The organism is Thermomonas paludicola (assembly GCF_024498955.1).
In the GTDB taxonomy this organism is placed as follows: Bacteria; Pseudomonadota; Gammaproteobacteria; order Xanthomonadales; family Xanthomonadaceae; genus Thermomonas; species Thermomonas paludicola.
In genome coordinates this window covers 716,453-739,359 of the sequence record NZ_CP093311.1, presented here as the reverse complement: position 1 = coordinate 739,359, position 22,907 = coordinate 716,453, and the positions used below count along the sequence as shown (strand labels likewise).

Below are 22,907 nucleotides of genomic sequence, written 5' to 3'. Positions count from 1 at the left end.
ATCACGCACCCGCGTCCTGCGTTAATGTGACCACTGCCATGACCGCCCGCCGAGCGCGATGCTCCGGCGCGAAGCGCGGACAGCCATGACGCCACGTCCATTCGCACACGAAGGAGGAACGGGCTCATGTCCTACAGCACAGCACACATCCGCAACGTGGCCCTGGCAGGCCACCCAAGCGCCGGCAAAACCACCTTGTTCGAAGCCCTGCTGCTTGCCGGCGGCGCACTGCAGACGGCAGGGACGGTTGAACGCGGCAACACCGTGTCCGACTTCGACCCCATCGAGAAGGCGCGCGGGCATTCCATCGATGCAGCCCTTGCCAGCGTGGATCGCGCCGGCCTGCACCTGAACCTGATCGACACCCCCGGCTACCCGGATTTCCGCGGCCCCGCCCTGGGCGTGCTGGACGCGGTGGAAACCGTGGTGGTGGTGGTGGGTGCCGACACCGGCATCGCCCACGGCACGCGACGCATGCTGGACTACGCCAGGTCGCGCGACCTGAGCTGCGTCATCGTCGTCAACAAGATCGACCATGCCGGGCATGACGCTGGCGCGTTGCTGGACGCACTGCGCGCGGAATTCGGCAACCACGTGCTGCCACTCAATCTTCCCGCCGACGGCGGCACCCGCGTGGTGGACTGCTTTGGCAGCAGCAACGGCAGCAGTGACCTTGGCCCCTGCGCCGAATGGCACCAGAAGATCATCGACCAAGTGGTGGAAATCAACGAGACCGTGATGGATCACTTCCTCGACCAGGGCGAGAACGGCCTGTCGGCCACGGAGCTGCACGATGCCTTCGAACAGTGCCTGCGCGAAGGCCACCTGATCCCGGTGTGCTTCACCTCCGCGCGCAGTGGCACGGGCATCAAGGAATTCCTCGACATCGCCGAAGCGCTGTTTCCGCACCCGGGCGAAGCCAACCCGCCACCGTTCCGGAAAGGCGCGGAGGCGCACCCCATCGTGGCCGTCCCCGACCCCGACATGCACGTCATCGCCGATGTCTTCAAGGTCGTCAACGACCCGTTCGTCGGCAAGCTGGGCATCTTCCGCGTGTATCAAGGCACGTTGAAAAAGGACGCGCAGCTATTCGTCGATGACGGGAAAAAGCCGTTCAAGGTGGCGCACCTGTTCAAGCTCAAGGGCAAGGAGCACGTGGAGATCGCGCAGGCGATTCCCGGCGACATCGCGGCGGTGGCGAAAGTCGATGAGCTGCATTTCGACGCCGTCCTGCACGATTCGCACGACGAAGACCACATCCATCTCGCACCGATGCAGTTCCCGAAGCCGATGTTCGGGCTGGCGGTGGAACCCGCCAGCAAGGGCCAGGAACAGAAGTTGGCAACCGCGCTGGCCAAGCTGGCCGAAGAGGACCCGGCATTCGTGGTGGAACACAATGCGGAAACCAACGAAACCGTGATCCACGGCCTGTCGGACCTGCACCTGCGGGTGATGTTGCAGCGGCTGAAGGAGCGCTACGCGGTGGAGGTGGACACGCATCCGCCACGCATCGCGTATCGCGAAACCATCAGCACCCGCGCCGAAGGCCACCATCGACACAAGAAGCAAACCGGGGGCGCGGGCCAGTTCGGCGAAGTGTCCCTGCGCATCGAACCACTGCCACGCGGCGGCGGCTTCGAGTTCGTGGACGAGGTCAAGGGCGGCACCATCCCGGGTCAATTCCTGCCGGCGGTGGAAAAAGGCGTGCGCCAGGTGCTGGCCAGCGGCGCCGTGGCGGGCTATCCCCTGCAGGACATCCGCGTGATCGTGCATGACGGCAAGCATCATGCGGTGGACAGCAAGGAGGTGGCCTTCATCGCCGCCGGCAAGCGGGCATTCCTGGACGCGATCGCGAAAGCGCAGCCGCAAGTGCTCGAGCCGATCGTCGCACTGGAGGTCAGCGCGCCAGAGCAGCACATGGGCGACGTCAGCGGCGGCCTGTCAGCCAAGCGCGCGCGGATCAGCGGCACCGACTCCCTGCGCGGCGGGGAGATCGTGATCCGTGCGCAGGTTCCGCTGTCGGAACTGGAGGGCTACGCGGCCGAATTGAAATCGGCCACCGCCGGGCGCGGCCGCTATGCGCTCGACTTCAGCCACTACGAACCGGTGCCCGCGCAGGTGCAGAAAAAACTGGTGGAGCAGTACAAGCCACATCCCGAGGACGACTGATCCGCACTCCCGCAGCCACACCCCGGATTGCCCGCATGCGGCCGTTTGCCCGCACGCCACTGCTGGCTGCCACGCTGATGCTGGCCGCCTGTTCGCGGGCGCCCGCGCCGGTTGCTCCGGCGCCCGCGCCTGCAGCAACGGCGGCTCCCGCGCCTGCGGCCACCGCCGCGCCTGCGGCCACCGCCGCACCTGCCGCAACCGTCATCGCTCCCGCCGGCGAAGACTGGGAGCTTCCCGGCACGCTGGGGCCGTTGACCACCCGGGCCGAACTGGAGGCGCGCTTCGGCAAAACCAACGTGCGCGAGGAAACCCTGCCCGGCGCCGAGGGCGCAAGCGCCCCGGCGCTGGTGGTGTTTGCGGATGACCCCAGCCGGCGGCTGGAGCTGGTGCTGGATGGCGACGACAAGGAGGCGCCAATCCAGGTGCTGCGCGTCTCCGGCGCGAACAGCCGCTGGCATGACGGCAACGGGCTGCATCCGGGCATGAGCCTGGCCGAGCTGGTGAACCGCAATGGCGCACCGATCAGTTTCTACGGACTGGGCTGGGACTACGGCGGCAGCGTGCAGGACTGGCACGGCGGCCGGCTGGCGAATGCCGTGGGCGCGCCGCTGTTTCGTGCGGTGACGCTGGTCGCGCGAGCGGGCACGCCCGCGACTGCCGGGCTGCCGCAAGGGGACCGCGTATTTCGCAGCGACGATCGTTCGCACCCCGCCATCGAGCAAGCGCTGGTCATTGGGGACCTGTCGATCAGTTGGCCTGGCGACGCCGAATGAGCACAGTCACCGCTTGGGCTTGAGCATTGTCCCGGTGCAGGTGCTGGCCCCGCAGCGACAGGCCCAGATGGCCTTCAACCGTGCCGTGTGCCGCTCAGCCAGGATGATGCCGTAGTCGTAGGTCAGCTCTTCGCCGGGTTCGATCGCGCGGATCGCCTCGATGAACACCCGCGACCGCGTCGGCTCGTCTGCATCCTCGATCAGCACCGCCTCGCAGTTCGGGGCGCAGCTGTGGTTGATCCAGCGCGCCGCATTGCCTTCGAAATTGGCATCGATCACCCAATCTTCATCGAGGGTGAACAGGAACGTATGCCCGCTTTCGATGTCGCCGCTGTCGCCGGCGTCCACCTCGTCGTGGGTGCGGCGACGTCCCTTGTATTCGATCAGGCGCTCGCCTTTTTCGAGTGGCCGCGCGGCGAACACGCCGTTGCCGTGGATGGCGGATTTGCGGGTGATGATTTTTTTCGGCATCGGCGCAGGGGACACGTTGAATGCCGCATTCTGGCGCATGCCGGTCGCAACGTCACCGGCGGCGTTCGACGCGCGCGTCAACCTGCCGCGTCGGTGACGCGTTGTCGCGTCCATCTACCCAAGGAAGCGCCACCATGCGTCGCATCTCCATCGCTGCAGCCTTGCTCCTCGGCCTTGGCCTGCTGATCGTCGCCAGCGCGCCCTCTTCCGCGCAACAACGCCTGCGCGAGCGCATCGCGCAGCGGCTGCAGCAGCGTGGCGGCGCGGACACCGCCGGCGCCTCCACGCAGGTTCCGGCGGGCACGCGGGTACTGCACGACGTGGCCTACGGCGCAGACCCGAAGCAGCGCTATGACGTGTACCTGCCCGCACGCCCGCAGGCCAACGCGCCAATCGTGCTCATGGTCCACGGCGGCGGCTGGCGGCGGGGCGACAAGACGTCTTCCCCGGTGGTCGATCACAAGGCGGGCTACTGGCTGGGCAGGGGCTTCGTGTTCGTCTCCGCCAACAACCGGCTGGTGCCCGAGGCCAACCCGCTGCAGCAAGCACGCGACATCGCCGCGGCAGTGGCCTCGGTGCAGCAGCATGCCGCGCAATGGGACGCAGACCCGCAACGCATGATCCTGATGGGGCATTCGGCCGGTGCCCACCTGGTGGCGTTGCTGGGCAGCCAGCCCGCGCTGCTGCAACAAGCCGGCGCACAGCGGCCGCGCGGCGTGGTCGCGCTGGACAGCGGCGCGCTCGATGTGCCGTCGCTGATGTCGCAGGCGCGAGTTCCGCAGCTGTATCACGACGCCTTCGGCGCGGATTCCGGCTTCTGGCGATCCGTCTCCCCGCAACAACAGCTAGGCCGCGACGCCCTGCCGATGCTGCTGGTGTGTTCCAGCACGCGTCATTTCCCGACCTCACCCTGCGAGGAAGCCGGCAAGCTGGCGCAGCGCGCCGCCACCCTGTCGGTCCCGGCCGAGGTGCTGCCGGAGGCCCTGTCGCACGGTGAGATCAATGCGCAACTGGGCCTGCCATCGGCGTACACCGACGCGGTCTCCCGCTGGATCGACCACGCCTTGATGCAGGTCAGACGCTGAACTTGGCGGCGGCGGCGTCAAAACGTACAATTTCAGTACAGATTCAACCAGCGCCCCGCCCCCATGCTTCGCGTCACCCGGCTTACCGACTACGCCACCGTGATCCTGACCGTGCTTGCCGCACGGCCGGACATGGTGCTCAGTGCGCCGGAATTGGCCGAACGCGCCGGCCTGGAAGCACCCACCGTGGCCAAGGTGCTCAAGCCGCTGGCCGCCGCCGGGCTGGTGGCGGGCTTTCGTGGCGCCAACGGTGGCTACCGGCTGGCGCGCCCGGCCGACGCGATCAGCCTGATCGAGATCGTGGAAGCGATGGAAGGCCCGCTGGGCATGACCGAATGCAGCACGCCCAGCGGCCAGTGCGGCATCGAGCACAGCTGCGGCGTGCGCGCCAACTGGCGGCGCATCAATGACGTGGTGGCCGAGGCACTGGGCAACGTGTCGTTGGCGCAGATGCTGATCCCACCACAACACCCCGTGCGCAGGCGCATTGGCGCCCAGCTGGCACCGGTTTGAGGAACACCCGATGACAGAGCAACAGAACGCCCGGATCCACGCCCAGCTGGGCCGCAAGTACGATGCCGGTTTCATCACCGACATCGAGACCGACTCGCTGCCGCCGGGTCTGGACGAAGACATCATCCGCGCGCTGTCGGCCAGGAAGCAGGAACCGGAGTGGATGACCGAGTGGCGGCTGGAGGCGTATCGCCACTTCCTCACCATGACCCAGCCCGACTGGGCCAAGCTCAAGATCGGGCCGATCGACCTGCAAGCGCTGTCCTATTACAGCGCGCCGAAGGGGCCGAAGTACAAGTCACTGGATGAGGTGCCGCAGGAACTCATCGACACCTACGACAAACTGGGCGTGCCGCTGCACGAACGCGCCAAGCTGGCCGGCGTGGCGGTGGATGCAGTGTTCGACTCGGTCAGCGTGGGCACCACCTTCAAGAAGGAGCTGGCGGCGGTCGGGGTGATCTTCACCTCGATGAGCGACGCCATCACCAACCACCCCGAGCTGGTGCGCAAGTACCTGGGCACCGTGGTGCCGGTGGGCGACAACTACTTCGCCGCGCTCAATTCGGCGGTGTTCTCCGACGGCAGCTTCGTCTACATCCCCAAGGGCGTGCGCTGCCCGATGGAGCTGTCCACCTACTTCCGCATCAACGCCGGCCACACCGGCCAGTTCGAGCGCACCTTGATCATCTGCGAGGACAAGGGCCACGTCTCGTATCTGGAAGGCTGCACCGCGCCGATGCGCGACGAAAACCAGCTGCACGCCGCGGTGGTGGAGCTGGTGGCGCTGGACGACGCCGAGATCAAGTATTCGACCGTGCAGAACTGGTATCCGGGCGACGAAAATGGAATTGGCGGCATCTACAACTTCGTCACCAAACGCGCGGAATGCCGCGGCGCGCGCAGCAAGGTGACCTGGACGCAGGTGGAGACCGGCAGCGCGATCACCTGGAAATACCCAAGCTGCATCCTGGTCGGCGACGACAGCGTGGGCGAATTCCACTCGGTCGCGCTGACCCACCATTACCAGCAGGCCGACACCGGCACCAAGATGGTGCACATCGGCAAGCGCACGAAATCGAAGATCGTCAGCAAGGGCATCAGCGCCGGGCGCGGGCAGAACACCTATCGCGGGCTGGTGAAAGTGGCAGCTGCCGCAGACGGCGCGCGCAACCATACCCAGTGCGACAGCCTGCTGATCGGCAAGCAGTGCGGCGCACACACGTTCCCCTACATCGAAGTCAAGAATCCCGGCGCGATCGTCGAACACGAAGCCACCACGTCGAAGATCAGCGACGACCAAATGTTCTATTGCCGCAGCCGCGGCATCGACCAGGAAAACGCGGTGTCGATGATCGTGGACGGCTTCTGCAAATCGGTGTTCCGCGAATTGCCGATGGAGTTCGCGGTGGAAGCCAAGAAATTGCTGGACGTGACCCTGGAAGGCTCAGTCGGCTGATGCGGCAGGCGCCTGCCTGCCCCCATCGCCATGCATCAACCGTCGGCGGGCGCATCTCCGCCAAATGGAACCAACACATGTTGAAGATCGAAAACCTGCATGCCCGCGTCGCCGGCAAGGAAATCCTGAAAGGCCTGTCGCTGGAGGTGAAGCCCGGCGAAATCCACGCGATCATGGGGCCGAACGGCGCCGGCAAATCCACGCTGGGCAATATCCTGGCGGGGCGCGATGGCTATGAAGTGACCGCCGGCAGCGTCACCTTCGAAGGCAAACCGCTGCTGGAGCTGGCACCGGAAGCGCGTGCCGCCGCCGGCGTGTTCCTGGCCTTCCAGTACCCGGTGGAAATCCCCGGGGTGAACAACACCTACTTCCTGCGCGCGGCCTACAACGCGCAGCGCAAGACCCGTGGCGAGCCCGAACTCGACTCGATGCAGTTCCTGAAAAAGGTGCGCGAGAAACTCGCCGTGCTGCACCTGAAGGACGAGCTGCTGCATCGCGGCGTCAACGAAGGCTTCAGCGGCGGCGAGAAAAAGCGCAACGAGATCTTCCAGATGGCGCTGCTGGAACCGAAGCTGGCGATCCTCGACGAAACCGATTCCGGCCTCGACATCGATGCGCTGAAAGCGGTCGCCGATGGCGTCAACGCGCAGCGATCAAGCGAGCGCGCCTTCCTGGTCATCACCCACTACCAGCGCCTGCTGGACTACATCAAGCCGGACGTGGTGCACGTGCTGGCCAACGGACGCATCGTGGAAACCGGCGGGCCGGCACTGGCGCTGGAACTGGAGGCGCACGGCTACGACTGGATCAAGAACCGGCTGACGCCGGAGGCGGCTGCCTGAAATGAATGCATTGCTGGAGTCACTGGCCGCAGGCTTCGACGGCGATGCCAGCCGTCGCGCGCTGCTCGATGAGGTCCTGCGCGACGGTCTTCCGCAGCGTGCGGAAGCCTGGAAGTACACGTCGCTGCGGCAACTGGAACGCCGCAGCTTTCTGCCGGCGCAGGCCGTCGCCGTCGATCCCGGCCTGCTGGCGGCCATCCCCTCGCCGCGCATGGTGTTCGTCAACGGCCATGTTGATACCGCCCTGACCGACCTGGCCGGACTGGCGGATGGCGTCCATGTCCAGCCGCTTTCGCAGCTGCTGCAGGGCGACGATCCGCGCGCGGTGGATTTCCTCGAACGCCGCTATCAACGCACCGACGAACCCTTCGCCCGCCTCAATGCCGCACTGGCGCGCGAAGGCGCCGCCATCCGCGTGGATGCCGGCGCGCAAGCTGCCACGCCGCTGCACATCGTGCACATCGGCGCTCCGCAATCCGCCGATGCCGCGTGGCACCTGCGCCACTTCATCGAGCTGCGCGAAGGGGCGGCCCTGCAGCTGACCGAACACGAGCTGGCCGCAGGCGAACACGCCCATCTTGGCAACCTGCTGCTGCACGTCCATCTGGCGCCGCACGCCCGGCTCACCCACGTGCGCGTGCAGGACGCCGCCACGCGCGCCACGCTGTTTGCGCGCACCGATGCCGTGCTTGCGCAGGATGCCGACTACCGACGCGTCGATCTGGAATTGGGCGCCGCGCTGGCCCGCCACGAACTCAACATCCGTCTGGACGGCGACCGCGCGTCACTGCGGGCCGATGGCGTGCTGCTGGCCGATGGCCGACGCCACGTGGACACCCGCCTGGGCATCGACCACATCGCGCGCGACACGCGATGCAACCTCGTCTGGCGCGGTCTGGCCGGGCAGCGCGGCAAGGCGGTGTTCCACGGCGGCATCGTCATCCGCGAAGGCGCGGACGGTACCGAGGCCGCGTTGTCCAACAAGAACCTGCTGCTGTCGGCCGACGCCGAAATCGACACCCAGCCGACACTGGTGATCCACGCCGACGAAGTGAAGGCCGCACATGGCGCAACGGTTGGCCAGATCGACACGACCGCGCTGTTCTATCTGCGTTCGCGCGGGCTTCCGGAAGCGCAGGCGCGCGCGCTGCTGACCGGCGCATTCTGTCGCGAGGTGGTGGCCAGCATTGAAGACGCAGCGACCCGCGCGCTGTGCGACGCGGCACTGGATCGCGCCCTGGCAAGGCTGGGGGCGTGAGCGTGAACGGAAAAGCGCAACCCCTCCCCAACCCTCCCCTGCATGCAGGGGAGGGGGCTGTGTCTGACGCTCCCCTGCACGCAGGGGAGGGAGACAGGCCCATCGACTGGGCGGCGGTGCGCGGCGACTTCCCGCTGCTGCAGCGGCAGGTGCACGGCAAGCCGCTGGTCTATTTCGACTCTGCCAATACCGGGCAGAAGCCCGAGGCGGTGATCGCCGCCACCGACGACTTCTATCGCCAGCACAACGCCAACGTCAGCCGCGCGGTGCACGCGCTGGGTGCCGAGGCCACCGAGGCCTACGAAAGCGCGCGCGGCAAGCTGGCGCGGTTCTTCAACGTGCGCCCGGACGAACTGGTGCTGTGCAGCGGCACCACCTTCGCCATCAACCTGGTGGCGTATTCATGGGCGCTGCCGCGCCTGCAGCCGGGCGACGCGATCCTGCTCACGCGGATGGAGCATCACGCCAACATCGTGCCGTGGCAGCTGGTTGCCCAGCGCACCGGCGCCGTCCTCAAGGTCGCCGAGCTGCTGCCGGATGGCAGCCTTGATCTCGACGGCCTGCATGCGGCGATGACGCCCGAGGTGAAGCTGCTGGCGGTCACCCACGTCAGCAATGTGCTCGGCACCATCAACCCGGTGGCGGCGATCTGCCGGGAAGCGGCGCGCCGCGGCATCGTGAGCGTGGTCGATGGCTCGCAGGCCGCGCCGCACATGGCGGTGGACATCGCTGCGATCGGCTGCGATTTCTACGCCTTCACCGGCCACAAGATGGTCGGCCCCACCGGCACCGGCGCGCTATGGGCGCGGCGCGCGCACCTCGAGGCCATGCCGCCGTTCCTCGGCGGCGGCGAAATGATCAAGGAAGTGCGCTTCGACGGCACCGTGTTCAACGATGCCCCGCACAAATTCGAAGCCGGCACGCCCAACATCGCCGGCTTCGTCGGGCTGGGTGCGGCGGTGGACTATCTGGACGCGCTGGGCATGCCCAACATCGCCGCACGCGAGCGCGAACTGCTGGCGCACGCCACCGAGGAACTTGGCAAGATCGACGGCCTGCGCATCCACGGCACCGCCCGCGACAAGGCGGCGGTGATCAGTTTCGCGATCGACGGGACGCACTCGCACGACCTCGCCACCCTGCTTGACCTGGAAGGCGTGGCGGTGCGCTCCGGCCAGCACTGCGCGCATCCGCTGCTGCAGTGGCTGGGGGTTGGCACCACCTGCCGTGCCTCGCTGGCGTTCTACAACACCCACGCGGAAATCGAGGCGTTCCTGGTGGCGCTGCGCAAGGTCCGCAACTTGCTGGGTTGAGAGCCCGTCCTGCCATGCGCTCGGCGCCATCGCAGTCGCGATGACGCCGAACCAACGCTGCCGATCAGGGCCGGAACACCACCTTCACGCTGCCGTCCACCGCGCCATCGCTGATGTAGCTGATCGCCGCCGGGTTCTCGGCAAGCGCCGCCTTGACCGCGGCATCGCTGGCAACCTTGCGCGGCGGCTGTGCCTTGCCGGTGAACGTCAACTGCGACCAATACGCCTTCATCTGCGCCGAACTCTTGTCGGCCACCTTGTCATAGAACTCGTTGCGCACGGCCGCACCCTCGGCCTGGTCGATCGGCTTGGCCACGCGACCATTGGGGAGCGCGTCGGTCTTGGCGAGGAATATCTGCGAAACCTGCACCTTGCTCAGTGAATCAACGTCGCTCTTCGACGACATCACCACCACCACACCCGCCTGCGCAAACGAGCTGGCAGCGAGCAGTGCCGCCAGCAGGGCAGCCCGCTTGTTGAACGAAATATTCATGGGCTCACCTCAGAATACGAAATCGACCGAGGCCGACAGCAGGTTGTATCCCCGCCCCGGCACGAACCCCGGCTGCAGGTTGTCGAGGCCGCCGACCGAGCCGGCATGGTTCTTGACATGGCTGGCTTGCAGCTTGATCGCGATGCTGTCGTGAACATCCCAGCGCAGCGCCGCCGTGAAGCTGTGGCGGTCGGCGTTATTGCCCGCCACCGCAGCGTTGAGCAGGCCGAACGGGTCCAGCGCGCCCGGCATTTCCTGTCCGCGCACATCGACGTGCGCGAAGGTGAACGACGGGGTCAAGTTGCCCATGCGCATTCCCGCGCTGGCATAGCCCGACGTGGTCTTGCCGCTGATCGAGGGGCTGTAGTCGGCCTGGATGGCTTCGGCGCGAACGAACCAGTTGCCGGGATCGTAGCTGTAACCGACGCCGCTGAAGCTGCCGTCCATGGTGCGTGGATCAAGGCGCGTGGCCACATCCACCAGCGCCGGGATCGGCAGGCTGCGATAGGTGTCGAACAGCGCGGCGATGTTGTCGGTGACGTAATGCGCGCGCCCCACGATGTGGCTGATCCGGAAACTCGACGCACCGTGGTCCACCTGCACCGCGACGCCACGCATCGCATCCACCGAGGCCCGCTCGGAATCGATGCGGCCATAGAAGCCCTGGATGCCGATGACGGTGTCGCCGGCGTTGATGTTGTACACGCCCTCCACGCCATCCATTGGCAGCAGGTAGTTGTAGACCTCCTGCGGCGGGCGCGCCCAAGGCATCGCATAACCCACGCGCTGATACTCTGACAGCATGTACAGCGGCGCGGTGATACGGCCGAGACGTGCGCTGAAGGCGGGCGAGAAACGGTACTTCACGTGCGCCAGCGAGATCGTCGGGCTGTAGGACTTGGTGACGGCATATTCGCTCACCGCCTGCAGCACGCCGCTGAACTTGTCGGTGAAATTGGCATTGAGCTGGACGCCGATGCGGGAATCCAGCCGGCCGGACGTCGCGCTGGTGGCACCGACGCCACGGTCGGTCTGGAAGTCCGGCGTCACATCGGCTTTGTCTTCGCTCGAATGGGCAACGCCAACCGTGCCGAAGCCGCTCAACTTGAAGCGATCCTCGCCGCCATCCTGCCCCCACGCCGCCTGTGACAGCGCCAAGCTGATCGCCAGCGCGATCCATTGTTTCTTCTGATGCATATGCATCCCTTTTCCATGATTGGACGAAACCGGGGCCTCGGACGGCCGCCAGGCATGCGTCGCCGGCACCCGTCCTCCACCACGGTATCGGCCAGGGCGCGCCGAAGTTGAGCGCCAGCCCCGCAGACGCTCGTGGGCAAGCGCGGAGCACCCGCCGCCTTCCATTCCAGGCGCGCACGCCATGCAGAAGGCCGGGTTTCCCCGGTCTTGTTTGCGTCTGTCCGCGTGCCGGGGATTACTTGACCAGGAGGCGCAGTGAAAACGGGTAGCGGTAGCTTTCGCCGTTCAGCGCCTTGAACGTGGCGATGACGCTGCATACCAGCCAACTCACCGCAACTGCCCCCGCCAGCAGCACCAGCACCAGCCCGGCCGGCAGGGTGACGATGGCACCCAGCCCCAGCGTCAACACGGTCGCGCCGACCAGCAGCCCGCCCACGATGACCAGCCCGCAGGCCAGCAGGAACATCGTCAGGTTGAAGTTGAACGCTTCGCGCGCATGCGTCGCGGCGAATTCCGAATCGCCCCGCTTGGCGAAGTAGACCACCAGCGCCGCCAGCATGCCGGCGATGCCGGCGCTCCAGCTGGTCAGGAAGGCCAGCAGCAGGGCGCCGCCGTGGGCGCTGGCCGCCCACAGGCGGTCGTGCTGGGTCGAGGACAGCGTCTGCACCTGCACGGTTTCCATCGTCGTCTCCCGCCGGACCCATTCCGGCTTGGGTCAAGGATGGCAGCGCGGCGCGGCACTGCAAGACGACCGGCGACGAAACCGGGCCGCATGCGACGAAGAGGCGTTGGCGCGGATCGAATCCTGCGCCGGAAACGGACGAGCCCGGGGTTGCCCGGGCTCGTCGTGTTTCGCTGGCTGCCGCCGGACTTACTTGATCAGGCGGATCGTCAGCGGATAACGGTAGGCCACGCCATCGTTTGCCTTCATTGCCGCCATGATGGTGAAAACCAGCCAAGCAACGCCCAGCGCCAACGCCAGAGGCACCACCAGAATTGCCCCGAACCCAAGGGTGATGGCAGTGAAGATGGCGCCGATCACGCCAAACGCAACACCGACGATGAGCAAGGTGATGTTGAAATTGAGCGCTTCCTTGGCCTGATCAGCCGCGAAAGGCAGCGTGTCTTTCTTCATCTGCCAGACGATCAGCGGCCCCAGGAAGTTGCCCAGCCCGCCGGTCACGACCCCGGTGAGGGCAGACAGGTGGCCGAACATGGCCCACTGCTTTTCCTCGGCGCTGGGGCTGCCCGGCGGCGCGGTGTTGGCTTCGTTTTGATCCATTGCGTGTCTCCCCGAATACAGGCATAGGCGCCCAGATAGCGAGGATAACGCGAACCGGCATCACGCGCGGCCACGCGCTATCCCGGCCGAACCGCCTGCCAGCCCGGCAGCACCGTTGCATACCGGTTATCCACGCACCAACCCGGCCAGTGGCGACAGCGCGGCACTCTCCGGAAACACGTGCTGTGCCAGCGCGTCGCGGGCAATGCCAAGGTGATCGCGCAGCACGCCCTTGAACAGCGCGCGCATGTCGGTGGTGGCGAGGAGGTCGCGACCTTCATTGAGCTGCGCGTTGCCAAGCCCGGGCCAGTCGCCGGCGATGCGGCCACCGTTGACCGCACCACCGGCCAGGAACGCCACACCGCCGGTCCCGTGATCGGTGCCGCCGGTGCCATTGATCGCCGCGGTGCGCCCGAATTCGGTGACGATGGCGACCACCGTTCTGCCCCACACCGGCTGCGCCCCCTCGTGAAAGGCCTGCAGCCCCGCATCCAGCTCCGCCAGCTTGCGATCCAGCACCGCCAGTTCGCCACCGTGGGTATCCCAGCCGGTGTCTTCCACGAAACCGATGCGCGGGCCGTTTGCTGCCGACATGAAGGTTGCCGCTGCCGCCATTGCCTGCGGCAGACGCAGGTCCCCTTTGTCGTTGCCTGCGCTCGTGCCTTCCATCCCCGCATCGATCGAGTCGAAGGTCGGTGCCAGCGCTGCATCGGCGGCGTACAGCAACTGCAGCTGTTGCCACAGGATCGGGTCCACCCCGTTGGCCAGCGGCGGCGACCACGTGGAAACGTCGCCCGTGCCGCGCATGGCAAGCGGCATCACCGCCGACAGCGCCAAGCCCTTGCCGCCCGGAATCGCGGCCACGCAGCGATTGAGCCAACCCGTCGTTCCACTGGTGCCGGTGGTGCCATTTTCCACGCAATCCTGCGCCTCGAAATGCGAGCGATGCCGATACGGCGGCGCCACCGCAACCACCGGCAACAACTGCCCGCTGGCAAACAGTCCGGCGCTGCAGGTCATGCTGCCGTGCAGCGCGAAATCGGCGTTCAGGCGCAGCGCCGCGGCCTGCCCCCTGGCGCTGGCAAACTCGCCCCGCAGCGCCGCAAAGGCCGGGTCGCCGAGGGGCTGCAACGCATGCAGACCATCCAGCCCGCCGCGCAACAGCACCAGCAGAAAGCGCGTGTCCGACGCCGAGCTTGCAGCCAGCGCGAATTTGGGAATTGCCGCCATTGCCAACGCACCGGCACCCAAGCCGAGGAAGCTGCGTCGATCGAGTTTCATCTCATGTCCTCCACTGGAAGGCGGGGCTGGCCAGCAGCAGGGCCACGCCTTGCTGTACCGATTCCGCGCGGCGCAGGGCAGTAGCGGTTTGCGCATCCAGCGCGCTGCCCAGCACGGCGTCGCCCAGCACCTGCGGGGTCAGGTCGATGCCCGTGGGCAGGCGCTCGGCCAGGGTTTGCGCGGCCTGCACGCGCTTGAACAGTGCATCGGGCCCGCCCCAGTCTGCGGCAACATCGCCAAACCCCGCCGGCGAGCGCGGCTGGAATACCGGCTGCCCCAGCTGCCCCTGCAGGCGCAGGGACAGCGCCAGCTCGCGCTGCCCGTCGAGGCCGCAGGCGCGCAGCGCGGACACGCAGAAATCCTCGGGTGTCTTGAACTTGCGATCCATGGCCACCCACGCCCGATCGTCCTCCACCATCGTGCGGCACACCTGGGCCAGGTCACCGTCACTGGCCAGCCAGGCCCGGGCCATGCGCTCGACCAGCGCCGGCGCCGGCGCATCGGCCACGAAATGCCGCGCCAGCTTCATCGAGACGTGGCGGGCAGTGGCCGGATGCCGGGCCAGGTCATGCAGGATCGCCACGCCCTGTTCTTCGCCAGGCTGCCGATAGGTACTGCCGAACACCCGCCGCGCGCCGGGTTCATGCGCGGTTGCGCGGAACACGAACGCGCCGCTGCCACTGCCGCGATCATTCGGGCGCGCCACGCTCCAGCCGGTGATGGCGCGCGCGAATTCGGTCACGTCCTGCTGGCTGTAGCCGGCATTCACGCCCAGCGTATGCAGCTCCATGATTTCACGCGCCAGGTTCTCGTTGAGGCCGCGCTTGCGCGCCCCCGCGCGCCGCGTCGCCATCCGCGAGTCGTCGCCAATCGACTGTGCGTTGTCGAGGTACAGCAACATGCCGGGATGCCGCTCCACCGCCAGCAGCATGTCCACGAAACGGCCGCCGACATGCGGACGGATCGCCTCGCGCTCCATCGGTGCGGCGAACAGCGCGGCGACATGCTTGTCCACCGAAATCGCGAAGTGGTTCGACCAGAAGCGCACCAGCCGTTCGCGAAACCCCTGCTCGCTGGCCACCGCCACGCCCTGGCGCAGCAGCAGTTCCTGCTGCATCGCGCGGCGCAACCCGTCCCGCCCGCTCACCCGCCGGGCGGCATCCAGATCGCCCGCCGCCTTGAGCTCGCGCATCTGCTTGCGTTGCTTCTGGACCTGCACGTACAGATCCAGATAGCCGGCGCTATCCGGCAGACCAGCGAATGCGTCGATCGGCTGCGCCACGCCCAGTTGCGCCAGCAACCAGCCGCGCGGGTCGTTGCCGATGCGTTGCAGTTCGCCCGCTCGGGCACCCAGCCCGAACCGGTTGGCCGCGCTGACGGTCCGGGATATCGCCATGGCCTGACTCCACTGGAAACATCAGCAGCAACGCACGCGTCTGGCAGGCGGTTGACAGCCCCGGATTACAGTTCTGTCATGTGGCGCCCGATCCGGCCACCATCATCGAGCCGATCAGGATCGAGCCGGTACGAACATGGGAACGCGGGTCGATGTCATTGCCCACGGCCTCAATGCCCGCAAACATCGATTTCAGGTTGCCGGCGATGGTGATGCCATCGACGGGATAGGCGATCTCGCCGTTCTCCACCCAGAAGCCCGCCGCGCCGCGCGAATAGTCGCCGGTGATCGCATTCACGCCCTGCCCCATCAACTCGGTCACCAGCAGGCCGCGCGCCATGCCCTTCACCATCGCGTGCAGGTCGCCTGCATTCGCCTTCACCTCGAGGTTGTGCACGCCCCCCGCATTGGCGGTGGTCTGCAAGCCGAGCTTGCGTGCCGAATAGCTGCCCAGCACGTAGCGCTGCACGATGCCGGCATCCACCAGCATCGAGCGACACGTCGCCACGCCTTCGGCATCGAACGCCGCCGAGCGGAAGCCGCGCGCCAGGAACGGGTCTTCCTCGATGGCAAACCACTCCGGGAACACGCGCGTGCCCGCACTGTCCAGCAGGAAACTGGCTTTGCGGTACAGCGCACCGCCGGATACCGCACCGATGAAGCTGCCAATCAGCGAACGCGCCATTTCGGCGGCAAACAGCACCGGCACCTGCCCGGTGGGAAGCTGGCGCGCGTCCAGCCGGTCCACCGTGCGCTGCGCCGCCTTGCGACCCACGGCACGTGGCGCCTCCAGGTCCGGCTGCGCCAGCGCCACGCTGTACCAGCCATCCCGCTGCATCGCCTCGCCTTCGCCGGCAATCAGCGCGCAACCCAGGCTGTAGGAGGTCGCACGTTCGCTGCCAAGGAAGCCATGCGAGTTGGCATACACGCTGAGCGAGGCGTTGGCATTCATCGACGCCCCGTCGGAATTGCCGATGCGTGCATCCACCTCGCGCCCCGCCTGCTCGCAGGCCAGCGCCAGATCGATGGCACGGGTGGCGTCGAACGGCGCCGGATGCCAGCTGTCGAACTCCCGCTGGACGGTGGCCATCAGCGCCGGATCGGCAAGGCCGGACGCCGGATCCTCCTCGGTGTGGCGGGCAATCGCGCAGGCCTGCGCCACGGTGGCCTCGAGGCTGTCCTCGCGCAGGTCGGCGGTGCTGGCGCTGCCCTTGCGCTGGCCGAAATACACGGTGATGGCGACGCCGCGGTCGCGCGTGGCTTCCACCGTCTCCACCTCGCCCATCCGCACGTTGACCGCCAGGCCGGCGTCTTCGTTGCAGCTCACCTCGGCCTGCGTTGCGCCAGCGGCGCGGGCGCGCTCCAGCAGCTGCCGCGCAACGTCGGCGAGCCGCTGTTGGCGCTGGCTGCTGTCATCCGGAAGGGGGGCAAGATCGGTGACGAACGTGTTCAATGGCTTATCCTGTTGCGATGCGAGGACATGACGAAGAGACCGGCGAATTCCTGAGCCCCAGCCGCAGCGCGCAACGGCGTGCGGCGCTGGACGTGCTGGAATTGGGTGAGCAACTGGTGGCACTGACCGCGGCGCAGCTGGGCCGGCTGCCCATTCCCGAAGACGTGTTGCCGCATATCCAGGACACCCAGCGCATCGCCTCCCACGGCGCGCGCAAACGCCAGCTGGCCTTCCTGGCCAAGCAGATGCGCAAGCTGGACGACGCGACGCTGGATGCGATCCGCGATGCCATGTCCAAGGACGGCGACGCCGCGCGCCGCGAAACCGCTGCCCTGCATCGCGCCGAAGCGCTGCGCGAGGCGCTGCTGGGCGTGGATGGCGATGCCGCGCTGACGGCAGTCGTGGCCGCCCATCCGCAGGTTGACCGCCAGAAACTGCGCCAACTGGTGCGCAATACCCACGACGAACGCGCCAAGAACAAGCCGCCGCGCGCGTTCCGCGAGCTGTTCCGCGAACTGCGGGATTTGTTGTCGCGCGGCGATGACGCCAGCGACGATGCGCTTGAAGACGACGACACCTGATGTCATCGGCGTCATCACGCCTTCGTCCCGCCCACGGTAATTTCCGAGATCAGCAAGCTGGGTTGGCCCACGCCGACCGGCACTGACTGCCCGTCCTTGCCGCAGATGCCCACGCCGTCATCCAGCGCCAGGTCGGCACCGATCATCGCCACCTTCTGCATGGTTTCCGGACCGTTGCCGATCAGCGTCGCACCCTTCACGGGCACGGTGATTCTTCCATCTTCGATCAGATAGGCCTCGGTGGTCGAGAACACGTACTTGCCGCTGGTGATGTCCACCTGGCCACCGCCGAAGTTGACCGCATACAGGCCTTTTTTCACCGATCGGATCATGTCGTCCGGGTCGTGGCTGCCCGCCCGCATGTAGGTATTGGTCATCCGCGGCAGCACCAGGTGCGCAAACGATTCACGGCGACCATTGCCGGTCGGGGCCATGCCCATCAGCCGCGCGTTGTGGGTGTCCTGCATGTAGCCGACCAGCACGCCGTCTTCGATCAGCGTGGTGCACTGGCTGGGCGTGCCTTCGTCGTCGATGCTGAGCGAGCCACGGCGACCGTCCAGGGTGCCATCATCGACAATGGTCACGCCTGCGGCGGCAACGCGCTGGCCGATGCGGCCGGCATAGGTGGAGGTGCCCTTGCGGTTGAAGTCGCCCTCCAACCCGTGGCCCACCGCCTCGTGCAGCAGCACGCCCGGCCAGCCGTGGCCCAACACCACCGGCATTGCCCCGGCGGGAGCATCGATGGCGTCCAGATTCACCAGCGCCTGCCGCAGCGCTTCGCGCGCGAACGTCTCCGGTTTGTCGCCCGCCAGCAATTCGGCATAACCGTAGCGTCCGCCGAAACCGGAAAACCCGGATTCGCGGCGCCCGTTCTGCTCCACGATCACCTGCACGTTCATCCGCACCAGCGGCCGCACATCGCCGGCCAGCACACCGTCGCTGCGCGCCACCAGCACGGTATCCACGCCGCCGGTCAGGCTCACCATCACCTGCCGCACGCGCGGGTCAAGCGCGCGCACCAGCGCATCCACGCGGCGCAGCGCCGCCACCTTGACGAGGTTGTCCAGCGCGTCGATGGGGTCCAGCGCCGGATACAGCGCACGGGCGCTCCTGGACTGCAATGCGTGCGCGCCCTGCGCGCGGCCATCGCGGGCGATCGCGCGCGCCGACTGCGCCGCCGCGATCAGCGCCGGCGCGTCGAGTTCATCGGAATAGGCGAAGCCGGTTTTCTCGCCGGAAATCGCACGCACGCCCACGCCCTGCTCGATGCTGTGCGAGCCGTCCTTGACGATGCCGTCCTCCATGCTCCACGCCTCGCGCCGCGCATGCTGGAAATACAGGTCGCCGAAATCGATGCCCGGCCCCAACAGGCGGGCAAAGGCGCCATCCAGGGCATGCAGGTCAAGACCGGCGGGGGCGAGCAAGGCGGATTCGGCGAGCGTCAGTGTATTCATGCGTGGTTTGTGGAAAGCCTTGCTGGAAAATGGCGGCCATCGGGCCGGAATCAATCGCCTTGGGTGGGCGTCGTGGTGGCCACCGGCAATGCCGCGTGCGCCTGCGTTTCGATTGCCGGGGATGCCCATGGCCCGGTGATGCGGTAGTGCTTTGCGCCCAAGCCACGCATCGGCTTGTCCAACACGGCGTTGGCCACCGCGCCCACCGCCGCGCCCACCGGCCCGCCGGCCAGCGCGCCCACCGCGGTCAGCAAGCCGCCGGACTTGGGCAGCACGTCCACGCTCTGGTCGAAGCGCTGGTTGCGCAAATCGGTGTCGCCGCGCACCAGGATATCGGCGGCGGGGCCGCGAATGGCGAGATTGTCGGTGTGCAGGATCCCTTGGGCCAGCCGTGCATTGCCCTGGATCCGGTCAAACGCAAAGCCCTTGCTGAAGAAGTCGCTGAAGTCCAGGGTCAGCCGGCGCCGCAACTGGGCAATGCCCAGCAGGCCCAGCACCCGGCCCGCGCCGGGCTCCAGTTCCAGCAGGTGGCCGTCGCGGGCATCCAGCGCCAGCAGCGCCGCCACGGTGCCCGGCGAGAACGCCTCCGGACCGCCGGCCCAGTTCGCCTCCAGTCCCAGCCGGCCCTTGCCACCGCGCACCTGACCGCCCAGCCCCAGTCCGGCCAGCAGCACGCCGATGTCGTCGCTATTGGCTTCCAGCTTGAGCTGGCTGCGCTCGCCCGCGCCGCGCCCCACCCAGCTTCCACTGGCGGCCAGCCGCTGCTTGCCACCACTGGTGGTGAATTCGTCCAGACGCAAGCCGCCGGCGACCGGCGTGCTGCGGAAGCGCGCACGCCCCAGCGCCACTTCGCCGATGCGCAGGTCGGCCACGTCGAACAGCAGCGGCGGAATGGCTGCCGGATCGAACCGGATCCCCAGCGGTGAAGCCGCGCCAGCCGCATCGACACCGGGCAGTCCCCAATACAGCCTGTCGAAGCGACCGGTCACGGCTGCCCCATCGGCTTCCGGCACCATCAGGCTGCCGGCAATCCCCGCGCCCTGCACCTGCACGGCGGTCCCGCGCGCAGCGGGCATCAGCTGCAGCTTGGCCGCGGCAAATTCGCTGCCCAGCAGGCGCAGCCGCTGCGCTTGCACATCGATGCGCTGCAGCGGCAGGTCGCCATTGCCGCGACCACCGGCGGCAAGCCCGATCCAGTCCAGTGCATCAAGCCGATCCACCTGCCCGCTTACCGACAGCCCGCGCGCCGGCGGCGGGCCGGCGTCGCCACCACCCAATTGCACGCGCAGGCCGGTCTGGCCCTTCACGCTGCGGCTGCGCAGCGACAGCAGATTGCCCAGGGTGGCCACGACCTCGCCACCGTCAAGCGGCAGGCGCAGATCGACCGTGGCGGGCAACGCCATGCCGGCTGCCTTGCGCAATGGCTCGGGCAGGTCGAACACCGTGCCCACCAGATTGGAACGCAGCCGCAGCCGGGAGGTCGGCGTGCCTTTTCCAGCCGCGCGCGGAACCGAAATTTCCGCAGTCCAGGCCGAGCTGCCGCGCACGTGCGGCTTCAGCCAATCCAGATTGCCCGCCTGATCAAGCAGCCCATCGATATCGGCCTGGGTCTGCAATTGCGCCTCGAACGCCTGCGCGGGATCACGCACATGCGGCCCGGCACGCAGCGCCAGCAGCCCGGGCGCGCCCTCGTGACGCACCTGCAGCGCAGGCGCCTCGAAGCCGCCACGGTCGTAGCGCGCCTGCCCGCGCACCTGCTGGAAATCGAGCTTGTAACGCTGCTCGCCCAGCTGCACCCCGGCCAGCGTCACCGTACCTTCGATGGTGGGCGGCACCGGCTGGTCATGGTGCAGCGGCAGCAGCATGTGGAACCCCGCCTGCGCCGGGCCCGCCGCGCGCAGGTTGTCCATGATCTCGCCATAGTCCTTGTGCAGCGGGCTGGCGCGCAGCATCGTCAGGAAATTGCGTGCATCGCCTGCTGCCTGCGCATCCACCCGCAGCTCGGCTTCGCGGAAGCGGGCGATGCCCGCGCTGAAGGCCGGTATCGGAACGCCGGCAAGCTGCGCCCGCCCGTTCACGGTGAACCCGTCGGCCACGAAGCTGACGTCGGCATCCATCTGCTGCGCCGCCGGCCAGTCGCGCTGGAATTTCACCGTGCCATCGTCGATATGCGCATCCGCACGAAACACGCCGGCACCGGCCATGCCCGGCTCATTGCGGAACGGCCAGTCGTCCAGGTCACCCGCGACGATCGCATGAACGTTGCGCAGGGTGCCGCCCTGCAGGGCCATGTCCAGCCACTGCACCGTCGCCTTGGGCATCAGGTGGTGGATCCAGAAGCCGTGCGCCATTGAAATCGGCGTATCGCCAATGTCTGCGGCGATGTCCAGATGCGGGCGGCTGCCGTCGCCCTGGAATCCGATGCCGCCACGCGCCCGCATCTGCAACGCGCCGCCGGCGAGGGCGAGCCCCGGCGTCCGCACGGTCCAGCCCGCGCCGTCACGCCACACAACGGCTTCGCCATCGAGCTTGAATTCGTGGACGACACCGAACCCGGCGGGCCAATCGAATGCCACCTGCGCGCTGCGATCAAAGCGCAGCCGCAGCCCGTCCTGATCCGCCTGCAGCCACCCACCCACGCCGCGCAGGCCGGGCGCATGCCCGACCGGATCAAAGCGGAAGCCGCGCAGGCGCGCGCTGGCGCGCAGCTTGCCGCCACCGCCCGCAAATTCCACATCCTCCAGCAGCGCGCCCGGCGCGGCTGCCTGCAGCCAATGCCGCAACCCGGGGGACAGCGCATTGCCGAGCATCGCAAGCTGCAGCAGCGGGGCTGCATCCAATCGCCGTGCACGCAGGGCATAGTGGTGGCCACCCGCCAGCGCCAGCCCATCCAGCGTTTGTGGCTGCGCGCCACTGCCCAAGCGCAGCCGCGCCACGTGAAGCTGCCAATCGGCCAGGCTGCCGGCCCAGCGGGCATCCAGCGCCAACTCGCCCAACGCGCGGCTTGGGGCCGGCGCGTCCGGCAACGGTGCCCCGCGCAGGCGCACATCCTTCAACCCGGCAACCGCGTGTACCGCAACCACCCGGTGGCCCTGCAGGCGTGCCCAGCCCTGCAGCGCACCCTTGCCGCTGATGGGCGTGACGCCGAGCAAATGCACGGTGCCGGCGACTTCCGCCAGATCCACCTGCCGCGTCCCTGCATAGACCTGGCCGTCACCGCTGCGGCGATCCAGATCGCCGGCAATGTCGAATGGCGTCGCGTCCGCACGCAACCAGGCGCGCGCACCCGCGCGCACGCGACTGCCGTTGACCTGCAGGCGCAGATCGATGCGCGGCAGCCGCAGGTCAAGCCCAAGCTCCGGCGCCAGCACGCGCAGCCGCGCCTGTGCGATCTGCAGTTCACCCAGATGCGCCAGCGCATCCAGCGGATCGCCGCCGGTCTGCTGGCCCGGCAACCCACGCACCTGCCATTGGCCATTGCTGTCGCGCTGCAGGGTCAGGTCCAACCCGCGCAAACGCAGCTCAGTCAGCGAGCGCCCCGGCAACAGTCCGGCGTAGGGTGCAACCAGAATTTCCGCATCACCGATCGGCAGCGCATCGGGGCCATCGCCAATGCGCAAATTGTCCAGCTGCAGCAGCGGGCCACGCCGAGTCCATTCGGTTTCAAGCCGGTCGAAGGTCACCTTGCGCTGCGCGCGCGCGCTCAGCCATGCCGCCACCTGCTCCGGACGCTGCTCGACCATCGGCAACAGCTGGTTGGCCACGGTGGCCAGCAGCGCCACCAGCAACAACACCCCAGCCAACGCATACCAGGCACCGCGCCTGAGCAGACGCAGGCGATGGCGCCAAGGCATGGTCATCGGCGGTGGGCCCATGACCGCCACGCGGAC

General features: G+C 67.6%; 19 protein-coding genes. 9 read left to right on the top strand and 10 right to left on the bottom strand.

Going from position 1 to position 22,907, the window contains the following annotated elements:
* The first annotated feature begins 126 nt into the window (after window positions 1-126).
* Window positions 127-2,169 carry an elongation factor G gene (gene fusA / locus LIW09_RS03550; protein WP_256646594.1) on the top strand — a complete coding sequence of 681 codons (2,043 nt, stop codon included), beginning with the start codon at window positions 127-129 and terminating at the stop codon, window positions 2,167-2,169.
* A gap of 35 nt (window positions 2,170-2,204) precedes the next feature.
* Window positions 2,205-2,942: a hypothetical protein gene (locus LIW09_RS03545; RefSeq protein WP_256646593.1), complete on the top strand. Its 738-nt coding sequence runs from the start codon at window positions 2,205-2,207 to the stop codon at window positions 2,940-2,942.
* A 6-nt stretch (window positions 2,943-2,948) separates the two neighbouring features.
* Here LIW09_RS03545 and LIW09_RS03540 read toward each other — a convergent pair whose 3' ends face one another.
* Window positions 2,949-3,413, bottom strand: coding sequence for an SET domain-containing protein (locus tag LIW09_RS03540; protein ID WP_256647134.1), 465 nt, complete (start codon window positions 3,411-3,413; stop codon window positions 2,949-2,951).
* Window positions 3,414-3,547: 134 nt separating this feature from the next.
* Here LIW09_RS03540 and LIW09_RS03535 point away from each other — a divergent pair, with 134 nt between their 5' ends.
* From LIW09_RS03535 to LIW09_RS03510, 6 genes are all read left to right on the top strand, one after another.
* Window positions 3,548-4,498 (top strand): alpha/beta hydrolase, encoded by a 951-nt coding sequence (locus LIW09_RS03535; protein WP_256646592.1) that lies wholly within the window; start codon window positions 3,548-3,550, stop codon window positions 4,496-4,498.
* A 63-nt stretch (window positions 4,499-4,561) separates the two neighbouring features.
* A complete protein-coding gene (locus tag LIW09_RS03530; protein ID WP_256646591.1) occupies window positions 4,562-5,011 on the top strand; it encodes an SUF system Fe-S cluster assembly regulator in 450 nt (149 codons plus the stop codon).
* A 10-nt stretch (window positions 5,012-5,021) separates the two neighbouring features.
* Window positions 5,022-6,467 carry a Fe-S cluster assembly protein SufB gene (gene sufB / locus LIW09_RS03525; protein WP_256646590.1) on the top strand — a complete coding sequence of 482 codons (1,446 nt, stop codon included), beginning with the start codon at window positions 5,022-5,024 and terminating at the stop codon, window positions 6,465-6,467.
* Between the two features lie 77 nt (window positions 6,468-6,544).
* Window positions 6,545-7,309, top strand: coding sequence for a Fe-S cluster assembly ATPase SufC (sufC, locus tag LIW09_RS03520; protein ID WP_256646589.1), 765 nt, complete (start codon window positions 6,545-6,547; stop codon window positions 7,307-7,309).
* Between the two features lies 1 nt (window position 7,310).
* Entirely contained in the window at window positions 7,311-8,567 is a 1,257-nt protein-coding gene (gene sufD / locus LIW09_RS03515; protein ID WP_256646588.1) for a Fe-S cluster assembly protein SufD, read from the top strand.
* A 74-nt stretch (window positions 8,568-8,641) separates the two neighbouring features.
* On the top strand, window positions 8,642-9,880 hold the full coding sequence (locus LIW09_RS03510) for a cysteine desulfurase (protein ID WP_256647133.1): 1,239 nt from the start codon (window positions 8,642-8,644) through the stop codon (window positions 9,878-9,880).
* A gap of 64 nt (window positions 9,881-9,944) precedes the next feature.
* Here LIW09_RS03510 and LIW09_RS03505 read toward each other — a convergent pair whose 3' ends face one another.
* The 7 genes from LIW09_RS03505 to pmbA form a co-directional block, all read right to left on the bottom strand.
* On the bottom strand, window positions 9,945-10,373 hold the full coding sequence (locus LIW09_RS03505; protein WP_425507910.1) for a type 2 periplasmic-binding domain-containing protein: 429 nt from the start codon (window positions 10,371-10,373) through the stop codon (window positions 9,945-9,947).
* Between the two features lie 9 nt (window positions 10,374-10,382).
* Window positions 10,383-11,570, bottom strand: a complete 1,188-nt coding sequence (locus LIW09_RS03500) for a hypothetical protein (protein WP_338064843.1) — start codon at window positions 11,568-11,570, stop codon at window positions 10,383-10,385.
* A gap of 235 nt (window positions 11,571-11,805) precedes the next feature.
* On the bottom strand, window positions 11,806-12,252 hold the full coding sequence (locus LIW09_RS03495; protein ID WP_256646586.1) for a DUF4870 domain-containing protein: 447 nt from the start codon (window positions 12,250-12,252) through the stop codon (window positions 11,806-11,808).
* A gap of 189 nt (window positions 12,253-12,441) precedes the next feature.
* Window positions 12,442-12,786, bottom strand: coding sequence for a DUF4870 domain-containing protein (locus LIW09_RS03490; RefSeq protein ID WP_256646585.1), 345 nt, complete (start codon window positions 12,784-12,786; stop codon window positions 12,442-12,444).
* A gap of 192 nt (window positions 12,787-12,978) precedes the next feature.
* Complete coding sequence (locus LIW09_RS03485; protein WP_256646584.1) at window positions 12,979-14,133, bottom strand: DUF1501 domain-containing protein; 1,155 nt, start codon at window positions 14,131-14,133, stop codon at window positions 12,979-12,981.
* 1 nt (window position 14,134) lies between these two features.
* Entirely contained in the window at window positions 14,135-15,529 is a 1,395-nt protein-coding gene (locus LIW09_RS03480; protein ID WP_256646583.1) for a DUF1800 domain-containing protein, read from the bottom strand.
* A 76-nt stretch (window positions 15,530-15,605) separates the two neighbouring features.
* Entirely contained in the window at window positions 15,606-16,982 is a 1,377-nt protein-coding gene (pmbA, locus tag LIW09_RS03475; RefSeq protein ID WP_256646582.1) for a metalloprotease PmbA, read from the bottom strand.
* 17 nt (window positions 16,983-16,999) lie between these two features.
* On the opposite strand from pmbA, the gene yjgA reads away from it, so the two are divergent.
* Complete coding sequence (gene yjgA, locus LIW09_RS03470; protein ID WP_256646581.1) at window positions 17,000-17,563, top strand: ribosome biogenesis factor YjgA; 564 nt, start codon at window positions 17,000-17,002, stop codon at window positions 17,561-17,563.
* Between the two features lie 14 nt (window positions 17,564-17,577).
* On the opposite strand, the gene tldD is transcribed toward yjgA, so the two are convergent.
* Together tldD and LIW09_RS03460 are read right to left on the bottom strand one after the other, a co-directional pair.
* Window positions 17,578-19,017, bottom strand: a complete 1,440-nt coding sequence (gene tldD, locus LIW09_RS03465) for a metalloprotease TldD (protein ID WP_256646580.1) — start codon at window positions 19,015-19,017, stop codon at window positions 17,578-17,580.
* A 50-nt stretch (window positions 19,018-19,067) separates the two neighbouring features.
* Window positions 19,068-22,871, bottom strand: a complete 3,804-nt coding sequence (locus LIW09_RS03460) for a YhdP family protein (protein ID WP_256646579.1) — start codon at window positions 22,869-22,871, stop codon at window positions 19,068-19,070.
* Window positions 22,872-22,907: the final 36 nt, after the last annotated feature.

Coding starts and splice junctions, on each gene's coding strand:
- yjgA (WP_256646581.1), top strand. CDS start 17,000: ATGCGAGGACATGACGAAGAGACCGGCGAATTCCTGAGCCCCAGCCGC.
- sufC (WP_256646589.1), top strand. CDS start 6,545: ATGTTGAAGATCGAAAACCTGCATGCCCGCGTCGCCGGCAAGGAAATC.
- LIW09_RS03490 (WP_256646585.1), bottom strand. CDS start 12,786: ATGTTCGGCCACCTGTCTGCCCTCACCGGGGTCGTGACCGGCGGGCTG.
- tldD (WP_256646580.1), bottom strand. CDS start 19,017: ATGAATACACTGACGCTCGCCGAATCCGCCTTGCTCGCCCCCGCCGGT.
- LIW09_RS03505 (WP_425507910.1), bottom strand. CDS start 10,373: ATGAATATTTCGTTCAACAAGCGGGCTGCCCTGCTGGCGGCACTGCTC.
- LIW09_RS03460 (WP_256646579.1), bottom strand. CDS start 22,871: ATGCCTTGGCGCCATCGCCTGCGTCTGCTCAGGCGCGGTGCCTGGTAT.
- fusA (WP_256646594.1), top strand. CDS start 127: ATGTCCTACAGCACAGCACACATCCGCAACGTGGCCCTGGCAGGCCAC.
- sufB (WP_256646590.1), top strand. CDS start 5,022: ATGACAGAGCAACAGAACGCCCGGATCCACGCCCAGCTGGGCCGCAAG.
- LIW09_RS03535 (WP_256646592.1), top strand. CDS start 3,548: ATGCGTCGCATCTCCATCGCTGCAGCCTTGCTCCTCGGCCTTGGCCTG.
- LIW09_RS03485 (WP_256646584.1), bottom strand. CDS start 14,133: ATGAAACTCGATCGACGCAGCTTCCTCGGCTTGGGTGCCGGTGCGTTG.
- LIW09_RS03545 (WP_256646593.1), top strand. CDS start 2,205: ATGCGGCCGTTTGCCCGCACGCCACTGCTGGCTGCCACGCTGATGCTG.
- LIW09_RS03480 (WP_256646583.1), bottom strand. CDS start 15,529: ATGGCGATATCCCGGACCGTCAGCGCGGCCAACCGGTTCGGGCTGGGT.
- sufD (WP_256646588.1), top strand. CDS start 7,311: ATGAATGCATTGCTGGAGTCACTGGCCGCAGGCTTCGACGGCGATGCC.
- LIW09_RS03495 (WP_256646586.1), bottom strand. CDS start 12,252: ATGGAAACCGTGCAGGTGCAGACGCTGTCCTCGACCCAGCACGACCGC.
- LIW09_RS03540 (WP_256647134.1), bottom strand. CDS start 3,413: ATGCCGAAAAAAATCATCACCCGCAAATCCGCCATCCACGGCAACGGC.
- LIW09_RS03500 (WP_338064843.1), bottom strand. CDS start 11,570: ATGCATCAGAAGAAACAATGGATCGCGCTGGCGATCAGCTTGGCGCTG.
- LIW09_RS03530 (WP_256646591.1), top strand. CDS start 4,562: ATGCTTCGCGTCACCCGGCTTACCGACTACGCCACCGTGATCCTGACC.